The sequence below is a fragment of the Gordonia alkaliphila genome (assembly GCF_039542465.1).
Lineage (GTDB): Bacteria > Actinomycetota > Actinomycetes > Mycobacteriales > Mycobacteriaceae > Gordonia > Gordonia alkaliphila.
In genome coordinates, this window is record NZ_BAABIE010000007.1 from 181,502 (window position 1) to 204,047 (window position 22,546).

A 22,546-nucleotide genomic window follows, 5' to 3' on the forward strand; every position below is an offset into this window, starting at 1 on the left:
TCCAGAGAACGGGCGCCGCCGCAGATGGTGCGGCGGCAGCTGCGTGCCGTTCGGCAGTTACAGCTGGTCGCCGGTGCCGAGGGAGTCGATGGAGGTGGCCAGCCAGATCACGAGCAGGCCCATCGACGCGAGAGCGCCGATGTCGAACGGTCGGCTGCGTACCTGCAGCAGGCCCACCTTGTCGGTGGGCACCAAGGTGCGCAGCAGGGCACCGAGAAGCAGCGCGGCGCCGAAGGCCACGCTGCCACGGCGCCACCGGTCGAACAGCACCAGGATCGCGGCTACCCCGACCACGGCCAGGACCGCGAAGAACGGAATCTGCCGCACCACGCGTCGCCACAGCCGCGCACGGCGCAGGGAGTCGACCTCGTAGGCGGTCACTGCGAGCGGGCCGCCAAGTCGGCTTCGGCGCGCTCCACGACGTTGACCAGCAGGAAGGCGCGGGTCAGCGGACCCACACCGCCCGGGTTCGGGGAGACGGCGCCCGCGACGTCCCAGACGTCCGGGGCCACGTCGCCGAGGAGCCCGTCGGGTCCGCGGCTCACGCCGACGTCGATCACGGCCGCACCCGGCTTCACCATGTCGGCGGTGATCAGGTGCGCGACGCCGGCGGCGGCGATGACGATGTCGGCGCGGCGCACTTCGGCGGCCAGATCGCGGGTGCCGGTGTGGCACAGCGTCACGGTCGCGTTCTCGCTGCGGCGCGTCAGCAGCAGGCCGATCGGACGGCCGATGGTGATGCCGCGGCCCACCACGACGACGTGCGCGCCGTCGAGCTCGATGTTGTAGCGACGGAGCAGGTGCACCACGCCGCGCGGCGTGCACGGCAGGGTGGAGTCGCGACCGATCACCAGGCGACCGAGGTTGATCGGGTGCAGGCCGTCGGCGTCCTTCTCCGGAGCGATCCGCTCGAGCGCGGCGTTCTCGTCGAGGTGCTTGGGCAGCGGCAGCTGCACGATGTAGCCGGTGCACGCCGGGTCGGCGTTCAGCTCGTCGATCGCCGCGTTGAGCTCTTCGGTGGTCGCGTCGGCCGGCAGGTCACGGCGGATCGACGCGACGCCGACCTTCGCGCAGTCGGCGTGCTTGCCCTTGACGTACGAATGCGAGCCCGGATCGTCGCCCACCAGGATGGTGCCGAGGCCGGGCGTGATGCCCGCCGCACGCAGTGCTTCAACGCGTTGGGAGAGGTCGGTGAAGATCTCGTCGCGGGTGGTCTTGCCGTCCAGTCGAATCGCCGTCACGATTTCCTATTGTTCCATTTACCGCGCCGATTCCCCATTGCGGCATGCGCGGAAGGTGACGCGGGACGGATCAGCGGGCCGGATCAGCAGGGGTTCGGCTCGCCCTTCTTGACCACCGAGAGGACCGCGTCGCCCTCCCCGATCGGCTCGCCGGCCGCGGGACGCTGCGCGACGACCACCCAGTTCCGATCCCACATCTGCTCGCGGGCCTGCCCGGTGGCGTCCTCGCTGCGCGAGAAGTAGACGCCGTTCTCCTGGATCTTGTTCTGCGCCGACTGCAGGTCCATGCAGACCACGTCGGGCATCTTGCCCTTGGCCGAGTTCTGTTGTCCCTGGGCGTCATTGGCCGCCGACTTGGGCGCGGCACTGCTCGACGATGCGGCCCCGCCGGTGTCGTCGGAGTCCTTCACGGTCGGGACGGTCGACGACGCAGCGCGGCTTACCGACTCGGTCACGGTGACCGTCGTCGCCGGCTGCTCCGACGACGATCCGCACCCGCTGACCGCCAGCACTCCGCACACCCCGACGACCAGCGCCCCCGCGCGCATTCCTGACCAACGCATGGTCCAGTTCTACCAGCGCCGTGCGACATCCCCCGACCCCCGACCGGCTCCGGGCAGCGTCCATCGCCCCCGGAGCCTGAGGAAGGGCCGAGGGATGTCGTTCACACAATGGAATTCTCAAACAACACATCGCGCCGGGACCCGCTCCCGACACTGCATACAGGTAGTTCTAGGTCTCGCCGCCGCGGCGAGAATCATTCGCACACAAGGTGCTTGGGACTACTGAGAGACTTCAGATCGTGAAACAGGCGTCGCAGGTGCGGAGTCAGGCCGCACCCGGCAACAACGTCAGCGTGCGCCGCGCGTTCGATGGAATCGGTTCCCGGAACCGCTGCGGGTGGTCCGGATCGGCCGGTGGCACGAACCAGGGGTGGCGGTCGTGCCCGATGAACACTTCCCACCCACCGTGGTGAATCAGCATGTGGTGGCGTCGGCAGAGCAAGACGCCGTTGTCGAGGCACGTCTGCCCGCCATGCTCCCAATGCTCGACGTGGTGACCGTCGCACCACGACGGCGGCGCACCGCACCCGGGGAACGCGCAGCCGCGGTCGCGCAGCACGAGCGCCTTCCGTATCGCCGGGGTGAACAGGCGCTTCTCCCGGCCCACGCTCAGCGGCACGCCGTGCTCGTCCATCAGCGCCACCGCCACGGAAGCCTCGCACATGATCAGTTCCGCGGTGCGCGCCGAGACCGGCCCGCCGAAGCCGAGCCACGGCACCGGGGTGTCGCTGTCGGCGAACGGAATCGCAATCGTCTGTCCCGCAACGGAATCGAGCACCTGCCCGTTCATCACCACGGCCGCCGGCACAGACAGCGTGACGTGCGGCAGCACTCCCCCGGACTCCGGGCGCTCCGAGTGCGCGAGATAAGTCCGCACCACCTGGGTCATCGCATCCGCGCGCCGCCGCTTGGCGGAGCGCTTGTCGTGCGAGCCGTCCGGTTCCGGCACCGGCCGGGTCAGCGGATCCAGCGCCGCGAACAGTTCTTCCGCGGCCACGGTGTCCAGGTCGATGGTCACCGCGACGCGTCCGTCGTCGGTGCGGTCCATCGTCATCTCGTTCAGGTCATCGCGCTCAGCGACCGGCACCTGCCCGTCCGCGACCTCGACCGGCGCGAGCTTGATCGCCCACGCGCGCGCCTTCTCCTTCACCCGGGCAGGCGTGGTCTGCACCATCAGCGAATGCACCACTCGCGCACGATCCTCCTCGGAGAGGTCCACCCGGCCTTCCACATGGCCCACACCGGTCACCACGGCATCGCCCTTCTCCGCCGACACCGCGCCATCCCGAATCCCGCGCGTCACCGCCCGCAGGCCCTCATCCGCGATCGCCCACCCGACCCGGACCGCACGATGGGCCACAGCCGGGGCCGCGCCCAGTTCGGTCATGATCGCCGCAGCGGATCGCACATGCTTCCGCGCCGGCAGCCCGCTCCGTTCGATCGCCGCGCACACCGCAGCCACCGAGTAATCGACGACGTTGCGCAACCGCAGCACCGCTGCGGCTATCGCGAGCAGTTCCCGGTCGTCGTCCACCGCGCGAACCCGCGCCAAGAAGCGCGCCAGATTGTCGACGCTGTCGTCGTTGTCGGTCACATCGTCGACCAGGAAGTCGGCGAGTTCGGTCAGGCCTGCTGCGTCCACTTTGGAGCACCTCCGGGTAGGAGAACGGGTCCAGCGGTGAACCGGTCGAGCTGCGCCACGGTCGGTCGCACAGCCACTCGATTCGATAGACGGGCAGAGGTATCCGCATCGTCTAACTCCAAGCTACGCCTCATATTCGATTAGCACAACAGTTCGTCGAAACTTTTTTCGAGCAATTTTCCGAAAGCCCCCTACCGGGTAAAACAGAGGACTTTCGCCAAATTTACGCCCGGCCGCCGACACTCCCCGGCGCCATTCAGTCGCATGACTGCCACCCACGGCCCGCCGTGGCCACTATGACCAAGGCGCCCCCCGCGGACGCCGGTGATCACCCTCCACCGGGGTCGTCGCGCCTGGATTTCATACCCCCTGGGGTATACAGTGGAGCGCAACGCCCCTCGAAGGGCCACGAACCGACACGAACCCAAGGAGCCACCATGTCGATCTCGCGCTACAAGAACTCCACGCTCACCGTCGACCGCATGGTCCCCGCACTGGCGTCCCTCATGCTCTTCATCAGCATCGCCCTGGTGGCCACCCTCGGCCCGTGGTGGCTGTTCTTCACCGGCTTCATCGCGCTGAACCTCGGGTTCTACGCGTACGCCGGCTGGTGCCCCGCCTCGCTGATCATGGAGAAAGTCGGACTCGGCCGCTACGCCGTCTGCACCCGCTGATCCCCGCGCGCCGCAAGGCGCGATAATGGGAAGCGTGCCCGAGCCCGAGTTCCAGCTGAAGATCGTCTACTACCAGCCGTGCATCCCGCCCAACACCGGCAACGCGATCCGCATCGCGGCCAATACCGGCGCGGAGCTGCACCTCATCGAACCGCTGGGGTTCACGATGACCGATCAGCAGGTCCGTCGGGCCGGGCTCGACTACCACGAGATGGCGAACGTGACGGTCCACCCGGACCTGGAAACCGCGTGGGCCACCATGCAACCCCAGCGCGTCTTCGCCTTCACCGCGCACGCCGACACGTTCTTCACCGAGGTGCAGTACCAGCCCGGCGACGTACTGCTGTTCGGCCCGGAACCCACCGGGCTGCCCGACGAGGTGCTGAACCACCCGCTGATCACCGCGCAGCTCCGCATTCCGATGCTCGCGGGCCGTCGTTCCATGAACCTGGCCAACGCGACCAGCGTCGCCCTCTACGAGGCGTGGCGCCAGCAGGGCTTCGCCGGCGCCGTCTGAGTCAGGGCGCCCTGGGCCAGGGCTCCCTGAGTCAGGGCGCGAGCTTGTTCTCGTAGGCGTTGAGGTAGTACTCGACGTCGCGCAGCTTGATGGCCGCGGCACGATCCACCACCACTGTGGCGTGCGCGTGCCACTGCAAGATCGACGCCGGGCACGACGCCGACAGCGGACCCTCGACGGCCGCGGCGATCGCGGCGGCCTTGCCCTCCCCCGTGGCCACGAGCACGAGCCGTCGTGCGTCGGTGATGGTGCCCAGCCCCTGCGTGATGGCGTGCCGCGGCACATCGTCGAGCGAGTCGAAGAACCGCGCGTTGTCCATGCGCGTCTTGTGGGCGAGCGTCTTGAGGCGGGTCCGCGAGGTGAGCGACGACGACGGCTCGTTGAAACCGATGTGCCCGTTGCTGCCGATGCCGAGGATCTGCACGTCCACCGGGCCGACCCGTCCGATGAGCTCGTCGTAGTCGCGCGCGGCGGCCCGCGGGTCGGCGGCCATGGTGTCGGGCAGGTGGACGTCGCCGATGTCGATGTGCCCGGTGAAGTTGTCGTGGATGAACCGCGTGTACGACTCCGGGTGGTCGGCTGGCAGGCCCACGTACTCGTCGAGCAGCACCGCGGTGACCCCCGCGAACGACAGTCCCTCGTCGCGATGCCGCCGGATCAGCTCCCGGTAGGTCGGCAGCGGTGACGAGCCGGTCGCCAAGCCCAGGGTCGTGGCACCGCCGGTGACCGCCTCGGCGACCGCGTCGGCCACCACCAGCTCCGGGTGATCGGTGATCACGACCTCCATGCGCCTACCTGCTTTCCACTCGTCCTGTTCGAGAAGTTCGTCTGCACAGTATCGCCCGGTGCCGACAGCGCTATTGCCAGTCCCGCGATCGGGTGCCGACCCGCAGATCCAAGTGCGCAAGCCGATCGGCGACAACGGTGACCGCCCCCTCGGCGTTCTGCACCTTCCCGCGCACCAGCAGCGCCGACGCGGTCTGCGCCAGCGTCCGGTAGCGCGTCCACAGCCCCACCGAGCACACCACGTTCACCATCCCCGTCTCGTCCTCGAGATTGAGGAAGGTGACGCCGGCCGCGGTGGCCGGCCGCTGCCGATGAGTCACCGCGCCGCCGACGGTGACGCGCGTGCCGTCGGGCACCGCCAGCAGGCGGTCGGCCGGGGTCACCCCCATCGCGTCCAGCCGCGGCCGCAGATACTGCGTCGGATAGCTGTGCGGCGTGATCCCCGTCGACAGGGCGTCCACGGCCGCCAGTTCCACGTCGGACATGCCGGGCAGGGTGGGCGCCGACCGCGGCGAGACCACCGGCAACTGCTCTTCACGCAGGCCCGCGGCCGCCCCGGCCTCCCACAGGGCAGCTCGACGATCCAACCCCAGCGACTCGAACGCCCCCGCGGTGGCCAACGACTCCAGTTGTGCCGCAGTCAATTCCGTCCGCCGCGACAGGTCGGCGATGCTCTCGTACGGCCCGCGCGCCACCCGATCGTCGACGATCCGCTCCGCCGCCGCGTCGCCGAGCCCGCGCACCGCGGCCAGTCCGATCCGGACGTCGAGCCCCCGATTCTCCAATTCCGCATGTGCCACAGAGCAATTCACGTCGGGTCGATGCACCGTCACGCCGTGCCGGCGCGCGTCGGCCACCAACGACTGCGGCGAGTAGAAGCCCATCGGCTGCGCCCGCAGCAGCGCCGCACAGAATGCCGCCGGATGGTGCAGCTTGAACCACGCCGAATAGAACACCAGCGAGGCGAAACTCTGCGAATGGCTTTCCGGGAAGCCGAAATTGGCGAACGCGGCCAGCTTCTCGTAGATCCGATCGGCCGTGGGACCGGTGATCTGGTTGACCCGTTCCATGCCCTCGTAGAAGCGCACGCGCAGGCGCTCCATCTTCTCCGGGGACCGCTTGGAGCCCATCGCGCGCCGCAGCTGATCGGCTTCGGCCGGACCGAAACCGGCGACGTCGACCGCCAACTGCATCAGCTGTTCCTGGAACAGCGGGATCCCCAGCGTGCGGTCGAGCGCCTTGTGCATGGACGGATGCTCCACGCTGGGCGCCTCCTGTCCGTTGCGTCGTCGGATGTACGGGTGCACTGAGCCGCCCTGGATGGGGCCGGGCCGGATCAGCGCCACCTCCACCACCAGGTCGTAGAAGTTGCGCGGCTTCAGTCGCGGCAGCGTCGCCATCTGGGCGCGCGACTCCACCTGGAAGACGCCGACGGTGTCGGCGCGGCACAGCATGTCGTAGACGGCGGTCTCGGACAGATCCAGGCGCGCCAAGTCGACCTCGATGCCCTTGTGCGCGGCCACCAGATCGATCGCGTAGTGCAGCGCCGACAGCATGCCCAGGCCCAGCAGGTCGAACTTCACCAGGCCGATGGCGGCGCAGTCGTCCTTGTCCCACTGCAGCACGCTGCGGCCTTCCATCCGCGCCCACTCGGTGGGGCAGACGTCGGCGATCGGCCGGTCGCAGATCACCATGCCGCCCGAGTGGATGCCCAGATGCCTTGGTAGCGAAGAGATCTCGGCGGCCATGGCGCGCACGTCGTCGGGCGCCGAGTCGGGCGTCTTGCTCCACGCATCCTGCTGACCGGGGTCGTAACCCAGCGCCCGCGCCATGTCGCGCACCGCCGACCGACCGCGGTAGGTGATCACGTTGGCCACCTGCGCGCTGTACGCCCGACCGTGCCGGGCGTAGACGTACTGGATCGCCTCCTCGCGGCGGTCGGACTCGATGTCGACGTCGATGTCCGGCGGACCGTCGCGCGCCGGCGACAGGAACCGCTCGAACAGCAGCCCGGCGCCCACCGGGTCGACGTTGGTGATGCCGAGCGCGAAGCAGACCGCCGAGTTGGCGGCGCTCCCCCGCCCCTGGCACAGGATGTCGTTGTTCTTGCAGAAGCTCACGATGTCGTGCACCACCAGGAAGTAGCCCGGGAAGGTCAGCTGCTCGATGATGTCCAGCTCGTAGTCGATCTGCCGGTAGGCGTCCGGGCGCTGCGCGCGGGTGCCGTACCGGTCCGCCGCGCCCCGTTCGGTGAGTGCGCGCAGCCAGGTGGCCTCGGTGTGGCCGTCCGGGACGTCGAACGGCGGCAGCTTGGGGGCGATCAGGCCCAGCGAGAAGGCGCAGTCGGCGGCCAGTCCGGCGGCGTTCTCGATGGCGTCCAGGTGTGCGGGCAGCAGCAGCGCCATCTCGTCGCCGCTGCGCAGGTGCGCGCCGCCGAGCCCCGGCAGGTGCGCGCCGATGGTCGCCATGTCGGTGCGCGCCCGTACCGCGGCCACCGCCGTCGCCAGTCGACGACGCGGCGGACCGGAGAAGTGCGCCCCGGTGGTCGCGACGGTGGTCAGCCCGAACTCGGCGGCCAACCGCGCGAGCACGGCGTTGCGTTCGTCGTCGTCGCCGGTTCCGGTGGCGGTCAGTTCCACCACCACGGACTCGCGGGAGAAGCGGTCTACCAACTGCCCCAACGCTTTTCGTGCCTCGGCGGCGCCGCCGGACGCCAATGCTCGACGCACCGCGCCCTTGCGGCAGCCGGTGAGCACGGTCCAGTGCCCGGCCGCGGCCGCGGTGATCGCGTCGGCGTCGTAGCGCAGCAGCCCCTTGCGGCCGCCGCTCATGTGCGCGTCGGCGATCACCCGCGAGAGTCGGCGATAGCCCTCGGCGTCGCGGGCCAGCACCAGGAGATGGTCGCCCGGCGGATCCACCGCGCCGGCCCGCGCGGAGTCCGGTTCCAGCGACAGTTCCGCGCCGAAGACCGTCGGTAGCCCGTACTCGCGGGCGGCCTCGGCGAACCGCACCACCCCGTAGAAGCCGTCGTGGTCGGTCAGCGCCAGACCCGTCAGGTCCAGGCGGCGGGCCTCGGCGACCATCTCCTCGGGCAGGCAGGCGCCGTCGAGGAAGCTGTAGGCGCTGTGCGCGTGCAGCTCGGCATAGCGCAGCCGTGACGGGGCGGGTTCGACGTCGTCGGCGACGAACTCACCGCGCTTGCGCGACCAGGCGGGCGAATCCCCGCCGTCGCCCGGCGGATGCCCCGGCGCGGCGAGCGGCGCGCGCCCGGACAGCACCCGCTCCATCTCCGCCCAGCTCGGCGGCCCGTTACCCCATCCCACGGACCCATTTTAGAACTACTGTTCGACAGATGCCATCGGGTGACGAGGCTCCCGCGTACCGAAGTAGTTGACGGCCAGCGCCGCCGCGGCCCCGGCCGCGCAGAGCAGCCCGAAGACCTCCGTCGTATGCGGCAGGCCCCACTCCAGGGCGGCCGCACCGATCCCGATCGCCGGGAAGGCCAGGCCCAGGTAGAAGCAGAAGAACAGGGTCGACGTGGTGGCGGCACGCTCATCGGCGGGCGCGGCCGTGGCGACCTGCGCGACACCCTTGGACATCGTCGCGCCCTGGCCCGCGCCGCCCACCACGCCGGCGATGATGAAGCCCGCCGCCGAGTTCCCCAGGATCGCCGCCGAGATGCTCGCGCAGCCGATCAGCAGCAGGAGGCAGCCGATGAGGATCAGCGTGCGCTCGGGCACCGCGCCGGTGGCCAGCTGCATCACCGCCGACCCGGCGAACACCGCGAAGACCGCGGCACCCTGGATCGCCACCGAATCGATGCCCATCGGGTCGCTCAGCAGGCTGGGCGCCACCGCGCCGTACAGGCCCAGCATCGCGAAGCCCACCACGCCGGGCAGCACCGCGCGACGGAAGGCGGGGCGCGCCGCGACTGGCACCGTCAACCGATGGAACTTCGGGATCCGCAGCGGCTTCTCGCGGGTCACCGTCTCCGGCACCGTCAGGATCGCCAGCACCGCGAGTACCTGCAGACCCAGCAGGATCCAGAACACCGTGCGCAACGGCTCGAAGTCGATGAACTGCACCACCAGACCGCCGAAGAGCGGCCCCACACCCAGCCCGAAGACGTTCACCGCGGTGGCCAGGAAGGAGGCACTCGACGGCTTCCACTTCTCCGGCGCCAACTCCACCATGTGGACGGTCGCCGTGCCGACGAAGATGCCCGACGACAGCCCGGCGAAGAAGCGGGCGATCAGCAGGACCGCCAGGTCGTCGGCCACCAGGAACAGCACTGTGGAGATCAGCGCGGAGCCCAGGGCGGCCACCAGCATCGGTTTCCGGCCGAAGACGTCGGACCAGCGGCCCACGCCGAACAGCGCCACCAGCACACCGAGCACGTAGGTTGCGAAGATCACCGTCACGATGAAGACCGAGAAGCCGAACTCCTCGCGGTAAATCGGGTACAGCGGCGTCGGCAGCGTCGTCCCGGCCATGATCAGCAGGTAGGCGCCGGCGACGGTGATCACCGCGCCGACGCTGCGCCGCGATCGGTGCTTCCACGCGGCCTCGAGAGTCGACAGGTTGTGCATGCAGTGAACCTAACTGAAATGATTTCGTTTCTAACGGTCATCTGACCGCCCATGTGTGAGAACCTGTTCTAGTGAACCGATTTCTCGTGACCGGAAGCTGCGGCCTGCTCGGCCGTCGCGTGCTCACGCGACTGCTCGCCGACCCGAGCGCATCGGTGACCGCATTGGTCGACACCGAGGACCTCCCACGACTGGCCGCCATCGGCGAGAAGATCGACGGCGGGGATCGCATCACCGCCGTCGTCCGGCTCGACGACGAGAGCCTGGACGCGGTGGACCACGTTCTTCACCTCGGCGACGCCGGCCGTCCCGATCCGGAGGAGACGGCCCAGCTCGTCGAGTTCGCCGTCGCCCGGGACGCCATGCTGCACCACCTGTCGTCGATCGCGGTGTCCGGTGATCACGACGAGGCCTTCTCCGAGGACGACTTCGACCTCGGCCAGGAGTTCCCCACCGCCGCCCAGCGCGCCGCCTTCGACGCCGAGAAGCTGGTGCGCGAGACCGAAGGCCTGCACTGGCGGATCTACCGGCCGTCGACCATCGTCGGCGACTCGACGACCGGCGAGATGGACCGGATCGACGGTCCCTACTACTTCTTCCCGTGGCTGCGCGGGCTCGGCAAACTGCCGTCGTTCCTGCCGCTGCCGGTCTTCGGCGTGGGCTTCGTGAACGTGGTCCCGGTGGACTACGTGGCCGACGCCTTGGTCGCGCTGGTCGGCCATGAGCCCGACGAATCCGGTCGGGTGTTCCACCTGTCCGACCCCGAGCGCCGCACCCTCACCGAGCTGTTCAACGCGCTGGCCCCGGCGCTGGATGCGCCCCGCGGTTTCGACCTGGTGCCCGGCGTGCTGGCCCGTCCGCTGCTCGCGGTGACCGGCCACAACCCGCTGCGCACCGGCCGCGACCTCGTGGTGCAGCAGCTCGGCATTCCGCCGGAGACGATCGACGACGTCCCGGTGCCGATGTACTTCCTGTCCGACACCAGCACCGCGACGCTGGAAGATCTCGGCGTGACGCTGCCCGAGCTCGCCGACTACGCGCCGCGGCTGTGGACGTACTGGAGTGAGCACCTCGACCCCGCGCGCTACCGGCACGACGACGAACGCGGCCCGCTGGTCGGCAAGAACATCATCATCACCGGCGGATCGTCGGGCATCGGCAAGGCCACCGCGCGCATGTGCATCACGCGCGGCGCCAACGTGATCCTGGTGTCCCGCGAGACCGACCAGCTGATCGAGACGGTCGACGAGCTGAACGCGGAGCTGCCGAAGCCGGGCTTCCCGCTGGGCATGGCGTCGGCGTATCCCGCCGACATCACCGACGAGGAGTCGGTGCGCACGCTGATCAAGTCGATCATCGCCGAGCACGAGCACATCGACGTCCTGGTGAACAACGCCGGCCGCTCCATCCGGCGAGCCTCGGTCAACGCCCTCGACCGGGCCCACGACTACCAGCGTCTGATGGCCGTGAACTACTTCGGCGCCGTGTACATGACGCTCTCGGTGCTGCCGCACATGATCGAGCGGCAGTCCGGGCACATCGTGAACGTGTCGTCGGTGGAGGTGCAGAGTCGTGCGCCGCGGTTCGGCGCCTATGCCGCGTCGAAGGCCGCGCTGGAGGCGTTCGCCGACGCGACCGGCGCCGAAACCCTGTCCGACCACGTCACTTTCACCAACGTGCGGCTGCCGATCACGCGCACGCGGATGATCGCGCCGACCCGGGCCTACGAGTCCCGGCGCGGGATCTGGGGTGTCGACAAGGCGGCCAACCGGATCCTCAAGGCCATCGTCGAGCGCCCCAAGCGCGTCAACTCGTTCTGGGGCGACGTCGCCGAGTTCGGCCACTGGGCCGCACCCCGTCTGACCAATCGGATCATGCACCAGGAGTACCTGGCGGTGGCCGAGTCCGAGGCCGCCCTCGGCACCACCTCGCGCTAGCGCTTCCGCGGGTCCCGGCGAATACTGGCGCTTATGACCGACACCCCGTATCTGCTGGTCGACGACGCCGTCCTCCGCCGCAATATCGCGACCCTCGCGGCGCGGGCCGCGGCGAGCGGCCTGCAGGTGCGCCCGCATGCGAAGACGCACAAGTGCGCGCAGGTGGCCGCGCGCCAACTCGATCCCGGGCCCGGTCTCGACGGTGCCGTCGGTTTCACGGTGGCGACGATCGGCGAGGCCGAGGCCTTCGCCGACGCGGGCTTCACCGATCTGTTCATCGCGTATCCGCTGTGGCTCACCGAGTCCACGGCCGCGCGCCTGCGGTCGTTGTCCCAGCGCACCGCGCTCCGGCTCGCCGTCGACTCGGCGGCCGGCGCCCAGCGGATGGCCGAACTGCTCGGGGACGCTCCGGCGCAGGTGCTGGTCGAGGTGGATTCGGGCATGCGTCGCAGCGGTGCCGCGCCCGACGACGCCGGTGCCGTGGCCGCAGCCGCCGTCGCCGCCGGGCTGTCGGTGATCGGCGTGTTCACCTTCCCCGGTCACGGCTACGGCCCCGGCTCCGCGCGCGCCGACGCGGCCCGGCAGGAGTCTGTTGCCCTCGCCGCGGCCGCGGACTCGTTGCGCCGCACCGGGATCGAGCCGACGGTGATCAGCGGCGGCTCCACTCCGACCATCGCCTTCGCCGACGCGGGGGTGCTCACCGAGATCCGTCCCGGCGTGTACCCGTTCCACGACGCCCAGCAGCTCGAGCTCGGCTCCTGCACCGGGGACCACATCGCCCTCGTCGCCGTCGCCACCGTCATCCGCGCCTCGTCGTCCCCGGGGGAAGGACGTCGTCTCGTCCTCGACGCGGGCAGCAAGACCCTCGGCGCCGACCGTCCCGCGTGGGCGTCCGGCTTCGGCCGACTCCTCGACCACCCCGACGCCCGGATCGTCGCCCTGTCCGAGCACCACGCCGTCGTAGAATTCCCCCCAGCAGAATTCCCCCCAGTAGAGTTCCCGGCCGGCGCGAAAGACGTTCCGGCCCTGGGTGATCGGGTCCGCGTGGTGCCGAATCACGTCTGCTCGGCGGTGAACCTGGCCGACGAGCTCCTCGCCGAGACGGCGGGCGGCGTCGAACACTGGCCGATCATCGCGCGCGGCGCCAACCACTGACCGCGTATTCTCGACACCGTGGCAGTCGCTGCCACGCCTCGCGCAATCGATGGTGAAGTGCTCACCTGACACATTCGTGGAGAGGACTGGGCCCGCTCAGGACATGTCCGCAATGGAGAACGCGCAACTGGATCGCCGACGGCGGTCGAGTTGTCCTGTCCCTGCCGCGATGAGCGGCGCGAGAGAAAGTCCGTGTCATGACTGAGTCCACCTCCCCCAAGGTCAACAAAGATCAGCTGGCGGTGACCGAGAAGATCGACTCGATGCCCGAGCCGTACCGCTCGGTGGCCCGTCGCCTGCACGAAGTCATCCTGTCCGCGGGACCCAAGCTGAAGCCGCGGCTCTGGTACGGCATGCCCGGCTACGCCACCGCCCGCAGCGCACCGGTCCTGGTCTTCTTCCGCCTGGACGACGACCTGATGAGCGTCGGCATCACCGAGAAGGCCTATCGGGCGCCCGGGCCCGACGCGCCGGACACCCTGATGCCGTGCGCGTGGTACCTGACCGAGCTCGACGACGCCGGCGCCGACCGCATCGCCGAGGTGGTCCGCGCGGCCTTCGCCGAGTAGCCGCGAATCACCGCACCGTTCGTACCGCCGGTCCGTCGGGGGCGTCATTCGTAGACGCCTTCGACGGACCAGCGGGCGCCGCGGAAGCACAGCAGCAGCGCGCGCGAGGTTCCGGACTGTCCGGCCTCGTCGAGCAGCACCTGGGCGCGGGCCGCGACCGCGGTGTTCCGCGCGAACGGCGCCGTGTCGTCGTCGGTCACCGGAGCGCCGTCGTCGATGCCGAACGGCCAGGGCCCGGCCCACCACTGCACCCGTCGACGGCCGCGCCCTAGCATCACTTCGACGGGTTCGGCGCTGAAGGCGCCGCGCGCGGTGACGGTCACCGGGTCGCCCGCGGCGTCGAGCAGTTCGGCGTCTCCCACGGTCAGCAGCGCGGGCAGCGGGCGCGCGAGGGCATCCGGCCAGGCCGCGTCGACCGGCCGGTCCGGGGCGGCCTTGTCGCCGTAGGTCACCAGCGAGACGCGTTCGGCCGGGCCGCGTCCGCCGCTGGGCACCGGCACCCGCACCGCTTCCCCGCCGAGCAGCCCCTGCACGCGCACCAGGGAACGACGTGCCCGCTCGCCCAGCCCGGTGCCCGGATCGGTCGGCAGTCCGGCCCCGGTCAGCGCGTGCTGCAGGCCACCCGGATCCACCAGCTCCACCGGCTCCAGGATCAGGCGGGTCAGGGGTCCGTCCGGCCCCGACCCCGTGCCCGCCGTGGTGAGCCACCCCTCCAACTGCCAGCGGATGCGGTCGGCGGTGGCCTCCGGGGTCAGCGGTTCCGCGCACCGCCACGTCCGCGAATGGCGTTGGCCGCTGTCGGTGATCGCGTGCACGGTAAGCCGGGTGCAGGCCAGTGCCGCCGACATGAGCCGACGGTGCAGGTCCTCGGCGAGCCGTCGACCGAGGAAGACCGCCGCGTCGATGCGGTCCACCGGCGGATCGCACTGATAGGTCACCTCGAGGTCCGGCGGGATCGGCGCCCGCGACGGACGACGCCCCGGCCGCCCCGCCGCCATCCGATGCGCGCGGACGGCGTCGGACGAGAAGCGCGACGCCACGTCGGCGGGGTCGAGGGCCGCGAATCGGCCGAGCGTCCGAAGTCCCAAGCGCCACAACAGGTTCACCAGTTGGTCCCGCTCCGGAGACGACAGCGACGGCTCGATCGCGAGGTCGGCGACGGGCCGGTCGGCGAGGAAGTCGGCGTCGGATCCGGGCGGCACCACGCGCCCGGAGCGGGCGGCCAGCACCGCGGTGAACAGATTGTCGGCCACCCCGACCCGCCCGATCACGCCGACCGCCTCGACCGCTTCGGCGACGGCCTCGGCCAGTTCGGTCTCCCCGCCGAAGTAGCGGCCGGCGCGGTCGGCGGCCATCACCAGCAGCCCGGGGCGCAGCACCTCGGTCATCGGGACCACGGCGGTCACCGCGGTGGTGACCGGATCGAAGAAGCGGCCGTCGCGGTGCGGATCCGCCGGTGTCACCTGCAGTTCCGGGCAGGTCGACTGCGCCTGCCGTTTACGCATGCCGCGGCGCACCCCGGCGCGTCGAGCACTGCGCGAGCAGGCGACAACCCGCCCGGCAGCCAGCACCGCGATCGGTTCGCCGCCGACCAACCCGAGTCCCCGCGCGGCCGCGACGGCCGGCCAGTCCGGACACCACAGCGCCATCACGCGCTCCGACGCGGTCAATTCGCCACCGCCCAACCCGCGCGCGCGGGTGCCGCGGTCCGGCGACGGGTCGGTTCCACCGCTTCCAGCCGCAGGCTGCCGGGTTCCCCGATGCCCGGGGTCACCAGTTCGCAGCGCAGTCGGCGGGGCGCGATGCCGGTGCCGGACACCTCGACGTCCACCTGCAGTCCGCCGATGCGGCCGTAGCCGTTGCGCCGCAACGGAAGATGGCGATAGCCGGCCACGTCCCCGGAGAAGCGGACCGACGCCCCGGGCCAAGCGCCGGGCGGACCGACCACCAGCAGCGTCGACGCTTGTCGTCGTGCCCGACCGGTCAGCACGCGCGCCCGCGACGGCGTGACCCGGTCCACTCCGACCACCACCAGATCGATGCCGTCCAACAGCACCGCCGCCACCTCCAGCCGATCCCACGCCCCACTCCCGCGGGTCGACGGCGACTCCACCACCGCGATCCGCCCGAGGTCGGCTCCGAGATCCGCCGCCATCGCGAGGTTCAGTTCCGGGAGTCCCACCACGGCCGCGGTCGCACCAGCGGCACTGGCGGCCGCGAGCAAGGCGACCGGCAGCGTCATCGCCCCGCTCACCGAGACCACGGAGCCGGGCGCCAGCCCGCGCCGCGGCAGCAGTTCGGCGATCGGCGTCGGCACCGCCAGCCTCGTCGAACCGCCCCCAGAGGATTCACTTCCGGAGGATTCACTTCCGGCGTTCGGGGCCGCATGGGGGCGGCCGGACATCTGCGCGAGCGTTCGCCGCAGTGCCGCCACGGTGGCGGCTTTCTCTACACTTTGATCGGACATGCGCTTCCCCTCGCGTGAGACGACCATTCGCTCCAGCGGCAGGGAAGATACCGTCGTTCGAACTTCTGTTCGTACAGTAACCCCGGGGTCCGACAATCGTCAACGAGAGGGATCGAGAGTATGCAGCAGCGCCTATTCGCCCTGGCCATCGCCATTCTGGCCACCATCGCTGGCTGGCTCACCACCCTGACCTGGGCCGACATCGGCCCCGCTTTCGATACGCCGTTTCAGTGGAACGGCTTCGGCACGCTGACCACCGATCTCGACGCGGGATCGACCGCCGGCCTCCAGGCGACGCCGCTGGGCATGTGGGTCGCCGTCGCCTGCCTGATCGCCCTGGTGGCCGCCGTCGCGATGGCCGTCCCGACGCCCGCGCTGGCCAATCCGCTGCGCCCGATCGCCGCCGTTGCCACGCTGATCGCCGCGGTGATCCCGATCGTCGTGCTGCTGCGCCCGAGTACGTTCCTGGGCGGCGTGTTCGACGCCATGGGGATCGGCCCGATCCTCACCGATGACCACTACGCCGACATCGTCGACGAGGTCCTGGCGCAACCCACCCTGATCGCCCTGGCCGTGGTGCTGGTGGTGCTCGCGGCCGTCTGCGTCGCCGCCGCCCTGGCTACTCGCCCGGCGAAGCCCGCCGCGGCTGCGGAAGCCGCCGCGGCAGCCGAGTAGATTCGGACATCATGCAGCAGCAACAACGACGTCTCTATGCGTCGGTGATCGGCGTGGTCGCCGTCCTGGCGATCGCGACCACTCTTCTCCCCTGGGTGTCCCTGGACATGCTCGGCACCAAGGTCACCTGGAACGGCCTCGGCCAGACTTCTGACCTCGCCTTCTCCGAACGAGGTATCGGCCCGCATCCGTACGGGTGGTGGGTGGTCGCGGCCGCGTTCATCGCGATCCTGTCCACCGGTCTGTTGCTGAGTTCGAGCACTGTCGCCCGCAAGGCCACGGCGCCGGCGCTGTGGCTGACCGCCGCGGCCGCCCTCGCCGCAGCTGCGGTCCCGATCACCGCGCTGGTCGATCCGCCGTGGCTGATCGGCGACTTCGTGGTCGACATCGGCGCCCAGAATCTCGCGGAGCTGATCGGCCGCGAGTTCCTCGTCGTTCCGGTCCTGAGCTTCACGATCGGCGCGCTGGTGATCCTCGCGCTGCTCGCGATCGCCACCGCCCTGACGGTCCGGCCTATCCGCATGCGCATCCGCGTCAGCATCGATCGCGGCACCGAGAAGAAGCCGGCCAAGCCCGCTCCGGCCCGCACCGTCGTGATCGACGACGACGACGAGCCCGAACTCGACGACGCCCCGAAGACGGCAGCGGAGCCCGACGTCGAGTCCGACACCGAGGCAGACCAGCCCGACGAGGAGCCGAGCGACGAGGAATCGGCCGACGACACCGACGTCATCGCGGACACCGACGAGACCGAAGCCGACGAGACCGCTACCCGATCTGCCGATTCACCGCCCAGCGCGTGAGCGCGTTGCGGTTGGACTGCTGCGTCTTGCGCAGCACGTTGGAGGCGTGCGTCTCGACGGTCTTCACCGAGATGAACAGCTCCTCGGCGATCTCCCGGTAGGTGTAGCCGCGCGCCAGCAGGCGCAGCACCTCCATCTCGCGCCGGGTGAGCGAATCCAGCTCCGGGTCCAATGCGGGCTCGGGCACCGGTGAGCGACCGGTGAACGAGTCGAGCACGAAGCCGGCCAGACGCGGACTGAACACCGCATCGCCCTCGGCCACCCGGCGCACGGCGTCGGCCAGTTCGCTGCCGCTGATGGTTTTGGTGACGTAGCCGCGGGCCCCTGCCCGGATGGTCGCGATCACGTCGGCGGCCGCGTCGGAGACCGACAGCGCCAGGAACACCGGTGCCTCCGAGCCGATCGCGTCGGCCACGCCGCGCAGCACGGCCACGCCGCCGCCGGCGGGCATGTGGACGTCGAGCAGCACCACGTCGGGCCGCTGCTCCACGATGCCGGCCACCGCGTCGGGCACGGTCCCGGCGTCGCCGATCACCTCGATCCCCGCCTCCGACGCCAGCTCGGCGCGGACGCCGGAGCGGAAGACGCCGTGGTCGTCGACCAGGAACACCCGGTACGTCATCGAACCTCCTGTTGTGCTGCGCGACGCGGCAGGCGCAGCGTCACGTTGGTGCCTTGTCCGGGGGCCGAGCGGACCGTCGCGCTGCCGCCGGCGCGTTCCATGCGGCCGGTAATCGACCCCGAAATGCCCTGCCGGTCGTCGTCGACGGCGTCGAGGTCGAAGCCCACGCCGCGGTCGCGGATGAAGACTTCCACGTGCTCGTCGAGCACTTCGGCGTACACGTCGATCTTCTCGGCGCCGGAATGCTTGGCGGCGTTGACCATGGCTTCGCGGGTCGCAGCGACCAGGGCGCTGGCCGACCGCGCCCACGTCTCGTCACGCAGTTCGGCAGGGCTGGTGTCGCCGACGGTCACCGCTTCGATCTCGGTGCCGTACGACGATTCCACCTCCGCGCCGAGCGCGGCGATGGCGGCGGCGAACGACTCGCGCTGCTGCGCCGGGTCGCCGAAAAGCCAGATCCGCAGTTCGCGTTCCTGCCGTCGGGCAAGACGTGCGACGGTCTCCGGGTTGTCGGCCTGCTTCTGGATCAGGGCGAGGGTCTGCAGCACGGAGTCGTGCAGGTGGGAGGCGATCTCCTCGCGTTCGGCGTCGCGGATACGGGCGGCGCGTTCGGCGTCGAGAGCCCGCAGCAGTCGCATCCACAGCGGCACCGTCAGCAGCACCACGCCCACCAGCGTCGCCAGCACCGCGAGCACCGTCGAATTGACGCCGCCGAGCGCCGACCCGCCGGCCACCACCATCACCACCAACCCGCCGATCACCAGCACCGCGCCGCTGATCAGACGCAACCAGGTGAACACGGAACGATGAGCGCCGCTGCCGAGGCCGGTCACGTCCACTTCGCGCCACACCAGCGCGGCACCGCCGAGAGTGATGCCCACCGCGACCAACTGCTGGGCCGGAGCGTTGGAGGCCAGCATGAAGCTGGCTACCAGTGCGACGAGGCCCAGCGCGACGAGGCCGTAAGCCTGGCGTCGTTCCCGCGACGGCGCGCGTTGGGTGTCCTCGCCGAGCGGCACGAAGAACCACAGACCCGCGTACGCCATCGCGCCCGCGCCGGCCAGTGCGGTGAGGACCACGAAGACCACGCGCACTCGGAAGACGTCGACACCGAGGTGGTCGGCGAGGCCGCCGGCCACTCCGCCCACCACTTTGCCGCCGTTGCGCCGGTGCAGCGTCGGCGTCGTCGTCATGGTGCGGGATACGTCGGTTCTCATCACCTTCGATACTGGCACGCCCGGAGGCTTTTAAGCTCGCCCAGTCGCAGAGTTCAGGGACCATCTCAGGGTGGTTCCCGATACCTCGGCGTCGGCGCCGACACCAGGATGGAGTCATGAACACAACGACGCTCTCCGACCTCTGGGCCACCCGTCCCGTTCGACGTCGACAAGGCCACAAGGTGGCCGGCGTCTGTTCGGGCTTCGGGGCGCGGTACAACGTGGATCCGACGTTGGTGCGCGTCGCGCTCGTCGTGGCGACGATCTTCGGCGGCGCCGGGATTCTGCTGTACGTGATCGCCTGCTTCGTGCTGCCCGCCGACCGCACTCCCCGCGCGGAGAGTCCCGCCGAGCAGCACCACGGCCGCTTCCGCTGGGGCTCGCTGATCCCCCTCGTCATCCTCGCCGTGGTGCTCTCGGCGATCTTCGGCGGCGACAACTGGAGCGGCAGCGGCATTCTCAGCACCGGCCTCCTCCTGTTCGGCTGGTGGCTCCTGTACCAACGCACCCCCACCCCACCCCCCGGCACCTCCGCCACCACACCCCCTGAGCCCGCCCCGATCCCTGAGCCTGTCGAAGGGGCCTCGCTTCCGTTCCCTGGGCCTGTCCCCACCTCTACGGGCCCGACATCCCCGATCGCTGAGCAGGTCCCGGTCCCTGAGCCTGTCGAAGGGTCCTCAACCACCACGACGACGGTCCCCGAAGCCCCACCCACCCCACCCGCCTGGGACCCGCTCGGAGCAGCCCCCTTCGCGTGGGATCTCCCCGCACCCCCACCCGCACCGCCGGCCCCCAAGCCCGACGTCCCGCGCTCTCCTGTCACCCCGATCACGCTGGGCCTGGCTCTGCTCGTGGTCGCCGGCGGCACCGCCGCGCACACGGCCGGCATGGACTGGTTCACCGTCAGCCGGATCGCCTCCCTCGCCCTGCTGGTAATCGGCGGAGGACTCCTCATCTCCGCCCTGCAGCGCCGCCCCGAGGGAGCGTCGAGTTCCGGCTTGGTCTCGCTCGGCGCCCTGACCGCAGCCGTCGTGATCGTCTCAGCACTGGTCGACGCTTCCGGCTGGAATCCACCCAAAGGCGGTATCGGCGAACGCAATTGGCCCGTCACCGAGCAGTCCCAACTGCGCGACCACTACGAACTGACCGTCGGCTCCACCGTCCTGGACTTGCGTCAGCTGCCCGCACTCGACGCCGACCGGTCGATCAGCCTGGAGCAAGGCATCGGCGAGATCGTCGTCTGGCTGCCCGACGACGTCCGCGTCCGCCCGGAGTGCAGCGTCACCGTCGGCGACTTCGCCTGCCCGACCGGCGTCGTCGGCGGCAAAGACGACGGCCCGATCCTCACCATCAACGCCCACGTGGGCATCGGCAATGTGGAGATGAAGCGATGAACGACGACCTGCAGAACTCCGACCCGCAGACCGCACCCGAACTCCGCCGCAGCCCGTGGCTGGCGGTCGCCGGTCTCCTCGCGATCGCTGTCGGCGCGTGGGGTGTCGCCGGAGGCCCCGACCTGCCCGACCTGACGATCCTGCCGTGGGTGCTGATCGGCGTCGGCGTCGTGGCCGGCGTGGTGCTCATCGCGAGCGGTCTGCGTCGTCCGTCGAACTGATCGACGGCGACGATCCTGTCGTATCCCGCCGCTACCCTGCGCGGCATGGAAACCATGAAGACCTCTGACGCCATTTGCCCAGTGCCGCGCATGATGGGCTGGTTCGACGTCGCCGCCCGCGTCCGGTACGCATCCGACGACGGCAAGATCGTCCGCTACGCGCACGACACCTACCTCGACTCCCACGACCAGGACGGCCCCGTCTTCATGGGCGACGGCATCGAGATGATGTTCCACCACCTCGGCCTGCAGCTCCCCCGCGGCGAAGAGCTCTACAACTTCTGCGACGCGGTCACTGCCGGCTTCGCGGAAACCACCGTCGTCGAGATCCCCCTCGACGAGGGCGAACTCCTCCTTGAGCTCACCCCCTGGCAGGAAGTCCCGGGCAGCCTGCTGAGCTAGCGGCTCGTCGACGAGCAGTCCGAAACCCGAGATCCCGGCCAACTCCGGTTCGGCCCAGCTAGAGACGATTGTCCGATAAGCCCCACCCCGGCTTCGCGACTCGGATACCGTGACGAGGGGCTTGGCACAGAACCACACTCTTTCTCTTTGCTAGGCGGAATCCACACACAGCAACACTGTTGATTTCTGCCGTCCGAATGCAAGAGCGAGGAAGACACACTATGCCAAAGATGCCTTCATCACCGGCCCCACCTTCCAATGAATCGGCACGCGTGAGCGGCCTACCCCAGGTCACCATCTACATCGCCGCGTCGGCACCGATCCAGACCGGCATCGAGGTAGAGCGAAGCGGCTGGGCAGCGTATGGGCGATCGGGTGAGCACCACAAGCTGCTCGATGTTGGTGCCGATCCGGCGGGAGGCACCCCAGCGCGGATGTACCTACTGGCCCTGGCAACGGGTGAGTCCCCTGGAGTGGTGGGGTTTGGTGGCTCGCTGAGGGCGGTGGACACGCCGGAGAGCTTGGTGTCGCCGTTGGGGTGGGCCATCGCGTGATGATCAGTGAGTTACCTCACAAGTGACTCAACTGAAAGGCAATCACGCGATGACCCACGACCATTCTGCCCTGCTCGAGCAACTGACTGAACTCGGCACACTCCGATCCGATGAACTCGGTCTTGCCGGAGTGCTCCCGGAGATCCTGCGGGCTGGCTTGCAGGCCCTGATCGAGGCCGAGGCGACAGCGGCGATCGGCGCCGGCCGTTACGAGCGCTCGGCGGACCGAACGACGGTCCGAAACGGGCATCGACCCAAGACGATCTCAACGCCGGCCGGTGATGTGCGGGTGAAGATTCCCAAGCTGCGGGCTGGGTCGTTCTTCCCGGTCCTGCTGGAACGACGCCGCCGGATCGACAAGGCCCTCTACGCGGTGATCATGGAGGCCTACGTGCAGGGTATCTCGACCCGCAGTGTCGACGATCTGGTGCGGGCCATGGGCGTGGACTCCGGGGTCTCCAAGAGTGAGGTATCCCGGATCTGTGCAGGTCTCGACGCTGAGATCGCCGAGTTCCGGG

Annotated in this window: 22 protein-coding genes; 11 read left to right on the forward strand and 11 right to left on the reverse strand. The window is 69.9% G+C overall.

Annotated features, from left to right (window positions below):
• Nucleotides 1-57: 57 nt before the first annotated feature.
• The 4 genes from ABD989_RS09540 to ABD989_RS09555 form a co-directional block, all read right to left on the reverse strand.
• Nucleotides 58-381 carry a DUF3017 domain-containing protein gene (locus tag ABD989_RS09540; RefSeq protein WP_246994805.1) on the reverse strand — a complete coding sequence of 108 codons (324 nt, stop codon included), beginning with the start codon at nucleotides 379-381 and terminating at the stop codon, nucleotides 58-60.
• On the reverse strand, nucleotides 378-1,241 hold the full coding sequence (locus tag ABD989_RS09545) for a bifunctional methylenetetrahydrofolate dehydrogenase/methenyltetrahydrofolate cyclohydrolase (RefSeq protein WP_345313290.1): 864 nt from the start codon (nucleotides 1,239-1,241) through the stop codon (nucleotides 378-380). Before ABD989_RS09545 ends, ABD989_RS09540 begins: the two co-directional genes overlap by 4 nt.
• An 83-nt stretch (nucleotides 1,242-1,324) precedes the next feature.
• Nucleotides 1,325-1,804, reverse strand: a complete 480-nt coding sequence (locus ABD989_RS09550; RefSeq protein WP_246994802.1) for a PASTA domain-containing protein — start codon at nucleotides 1,802-1,804, stop codon at nucleotides 1,325-1,327.
• Between the two features lie 265 nt (nucleotides 1,805-2,069).
• Complete coding sequence (locus ABD989_RS09555; protein ID WP_246994800.1) at nucleotides 2,070-3,446, reverse strand: HNH endonuclease signature motif containing protein; 1,377 nt, start codon at nucleotides 3,444-3,446, stop codon at nucleotides 2,070-2,072.
• 437 nt (nucleotides 3,447-3,883) lie between these two features.
• Here ABD989_RS09555 and ABD989_RS09560 point away from each other — a divergent pair, with 437 nt between their 5' ends.
• Nucleotides 3,884-4,120, forward strand: coding sequence for a YgaP-like transmembrane domain (locus ABD989_RS09560; RefSeq protein WP_246994798.1), 237 nt, complete (start codon nucleotides 3,884-3,886; stop codon nucleotides 4,118-4,120).
• A 25-nt stretch (nucleotides 4,121-4,145) separates the two neighbouring features.
• Entirely contained in the window at nucleotides 4,146-4,637 is a 492-nt protein-coding gene (locus ABD989_RS09565) for a tRNA (cytidine(34)-2'-O)-methyltransferase (protein ID WP_345313291.1), read from the forward strand.
• Nucleotides 4,638-4,668: 31 nt separating this feature from the next.
• Here the strand turns inward: ABD989_RS09565 and nagB are convergent, their stop codons facing one another.
• The 3 genes from nagB to ABD989_RS09580 all read right to left on the reverse strand — a co-directional run bounded on the left by nagB (nucleotide 4,669) and on the right by ABD989_RS09580 (nucleotide 10,012).
• Nucleotides 4,669-5,424: a glucosamine-6-phosphate deaminase gene (gene nagB / locus ABD989_RS09570; protein ID WP_345313292.1), complete on the reverse strand. Its 756-nt coding sequence runs from the start codon at nucleotides 5,422-5,424 to the stop codon at nucleotides 4,669-4,671.
• A gap of 70 nt (nucleotides 5,425-5,494) precedes the next feature.
• A complete protein-coding gene (locus ABD989_RS09575; protein ID WP_246994791.1) occupies nucleotides 5,495-8,746 on the reverse strand; it encodes an error-prone DNA polymerase in 3,252 nt (1,083 codons plus the stop codon).
• 15 nt (nucleotides 8,747-8,761) lie between these two features.
• Nucleotides 8,762-10,012 (reverse strand): MFS transporter, encoded by a 1,251-nt coding sequence (locus ABD989_RS09580; protein WP_246994789.1) that lies wholly within the window; start codon nucleotides 10,010-10,012, stop codon nucleotides 8,762-8,764.
• A 71-nt stretch (nucleotides 10,013-10,083) separates the two neighbouring features.
• On the opposite strand from ABD989_RS09580, the gene ABD989_RS09585 reads away from it, so the two are divergent.
• From ABD989_RS09585 to ABD989_RS09595, 3 genes are all read left to right on the forward strand, one after another.
• Complete coding sequence (locus ABD989_RS09585) at nucleotides 10,084-11,949, forward strand: SDR family oxidoreductase (RefSeq protein ID WP_345313293.1); 1,866 nt, start codon at nucleotides 10,084-10,086, stop codon at nucleotides 11,947-11,949.
• Between the two features lie 33 nt (nucleotides 11,950-11,982).
• The gene (locus ABD989_RS09590; protein ID WP_345313294.1) at nucleotides 11,983-13,104 is read left to right on the forward strand and encodes an alanine racemase; all 1,122 of its coding nucleotides are present in this window, start codon (nucleotides 11,983-11,985) and stop codon (nucleotides 13,102-13,104) included.
• A gap of 197 nt (nucleotides 13,105-13,301) precedes the next feature.
• Nucleotides 13,302-13,673, forward strand: coding sequence for a DUF1801 domain-containing protein (locus tag ABD989_RS09595; protein WP_345313295.1), 372 nt, complete (start codon nucleotides 13,302-13,304; stop codon nucleotides 13,671-13,673).
• A gap of 44 nt (nucleotides 13,674-13,717) precedes the next feature.
• Here the strand turns inward: ABD989_RS09595 and ABD989_RS09600 are convergent, their stop codons facing one another.
• Nucleotides 13,718-15,322 carry a DNA polymerase Y family protein gene (locus ABD989_RS09600; RefSeq protein ID WP_345313313.1) on the reverse strand — a complete coding sequence of 535 codons (1,605 nt, stop codon included), beginning with the start codon at nucleotides 15,320-15,322 and terminating at the stop codon, nucleotides 13,718-13,720.
• A 17-nt stretch (nucleotides 15,323-15,339) separates the two neighbouring features.
• Nucleotides 15,340-15,990, reverse strand: coding sequence for a hypothetical protein (locus tag ABD989_RS09605; RefSeq protein ID WP_345313296.1), 651 nt, complete (start codon nucleotides 15,988-15,990; stop codon nucleotides 15,340-15,342).
• 270 nt (nucleotides 15,991-16,260) lie between these two features.
• On the opposite strand from ABD989_RS09605, the gene ABD989_RS09610 reads away from it, so the two are divergent.
• Nucleotides 16,261-16,815, forward strand: a complete 555-nt coding sequence (locus ABD989_RS09610) for a hypothetical protein (RefSeq protein WP_345313297.1) — start codon at nucleotides 16,261-16,263, stop codon at nucleotides 16,813-16,815.
• A gap of 11 nt (nucleotides 16,816-16,826) precedes the next feature.
• Entirely contained in the window at nucleotides 16,827-17,618 is a 792-nt protein-coding gene (locus ABD989_RS09615; protein ID WP_345313298.1) for a hypothetical protein, read from the forward strand.
• On the opposite strand, the gene ABD989_RS09620 is transcribed toward ABD989_RS09615, so the two are convergent.
• Nucleotides 17,584-18,240 (reverse strand): LuxR C-terminal-related transcriptional regulator, encoded by a 657-nt coding sequence (locus ABD989_RS09620; protein WP_345313299.1) that lies wholly within the window; start codon nucleotides 18,238-18,240, stop codon nucleotides 17,584-17,586. The genes ABD989_RS09615 and ABD989_RS09620 overlap by 35 nt on opposite strands.
• Complete coding sequence (locus ABD989_RS09625; RefSeq protein ID WP_345313300.1) at nucleotides 18,237-19,457, reverse strand: sensor histidine kinase; 1,221 nt, start codon at nucleotides 19,455-19,457, stop codon at nucleotides 18,237-18,239. The genes ABD989_RS09620 and ABD989_RS09625 overlap by 4 nt, the downstream gene beginning before the upstream one ends.
• Before the next feature lie 116 nt (nucleotides 19,458-19,573).
• Here ABD989_RS09625 and ABD989_RS09630 point away from each other — a divergent pair, with 116 nt between their 5' ends.
• The 4 genes from ABD989_RS09630 to ABD989_RS09645 all read left to right on the forward strand — a co-directional run.
• Nucleotides 19,574-20,851: a PspC domain-containing protein gene (locus tag ABD989_RS09630; RefSeq protein ID WP_345313301.1), complete on the forward strand. Its 1,278-nt coding sequence runs from the start codon at nucleotides 19,574-19,576 to the stop codon at nucleotides 20,849-20,851.
• The gene (locus tag ABD989_RS09635) at nucleotides 20,848-21,072 is read left to right on the forward strand and encodes a hypothetical protein (protein WP_345313302.1); all 225 of its coding nucleotides are present in this window, start codon (nucleotides 20,848-20,850) and stop codon (nucleotides 21,070-21,072) included. The genes ABD989_RS09630 and ABD989_RS09635 overlap by 4 nt, the downstream gene beginning before the upstream one ends.
• 45 nt (nucleotides 21,073-21,117) lie before the next feature.
• The gene (locus ABD989_RS09640; RefSeq protein WP_345313303.1) at nucleotides 21,118-21,474 is read left to right on the forward strand and encodes a hypothetical protein; all 357 of its coding nucleotides are present in this window, start codon (nucleotides 21,118-21,120) and stop codon (nucleotides 21,472-21,474) included.
• A 603-nt stretch (nucleotides 21,475-22,077) separates the two neighbouring features.
• A partial coding sequence (locus ABD989_RS09645; RefSeq protein WP_345313314.1) for a transposase occupies nucleotides 22,078-22,546 on the forward strand: 469 nt, incomplete at its 3' end.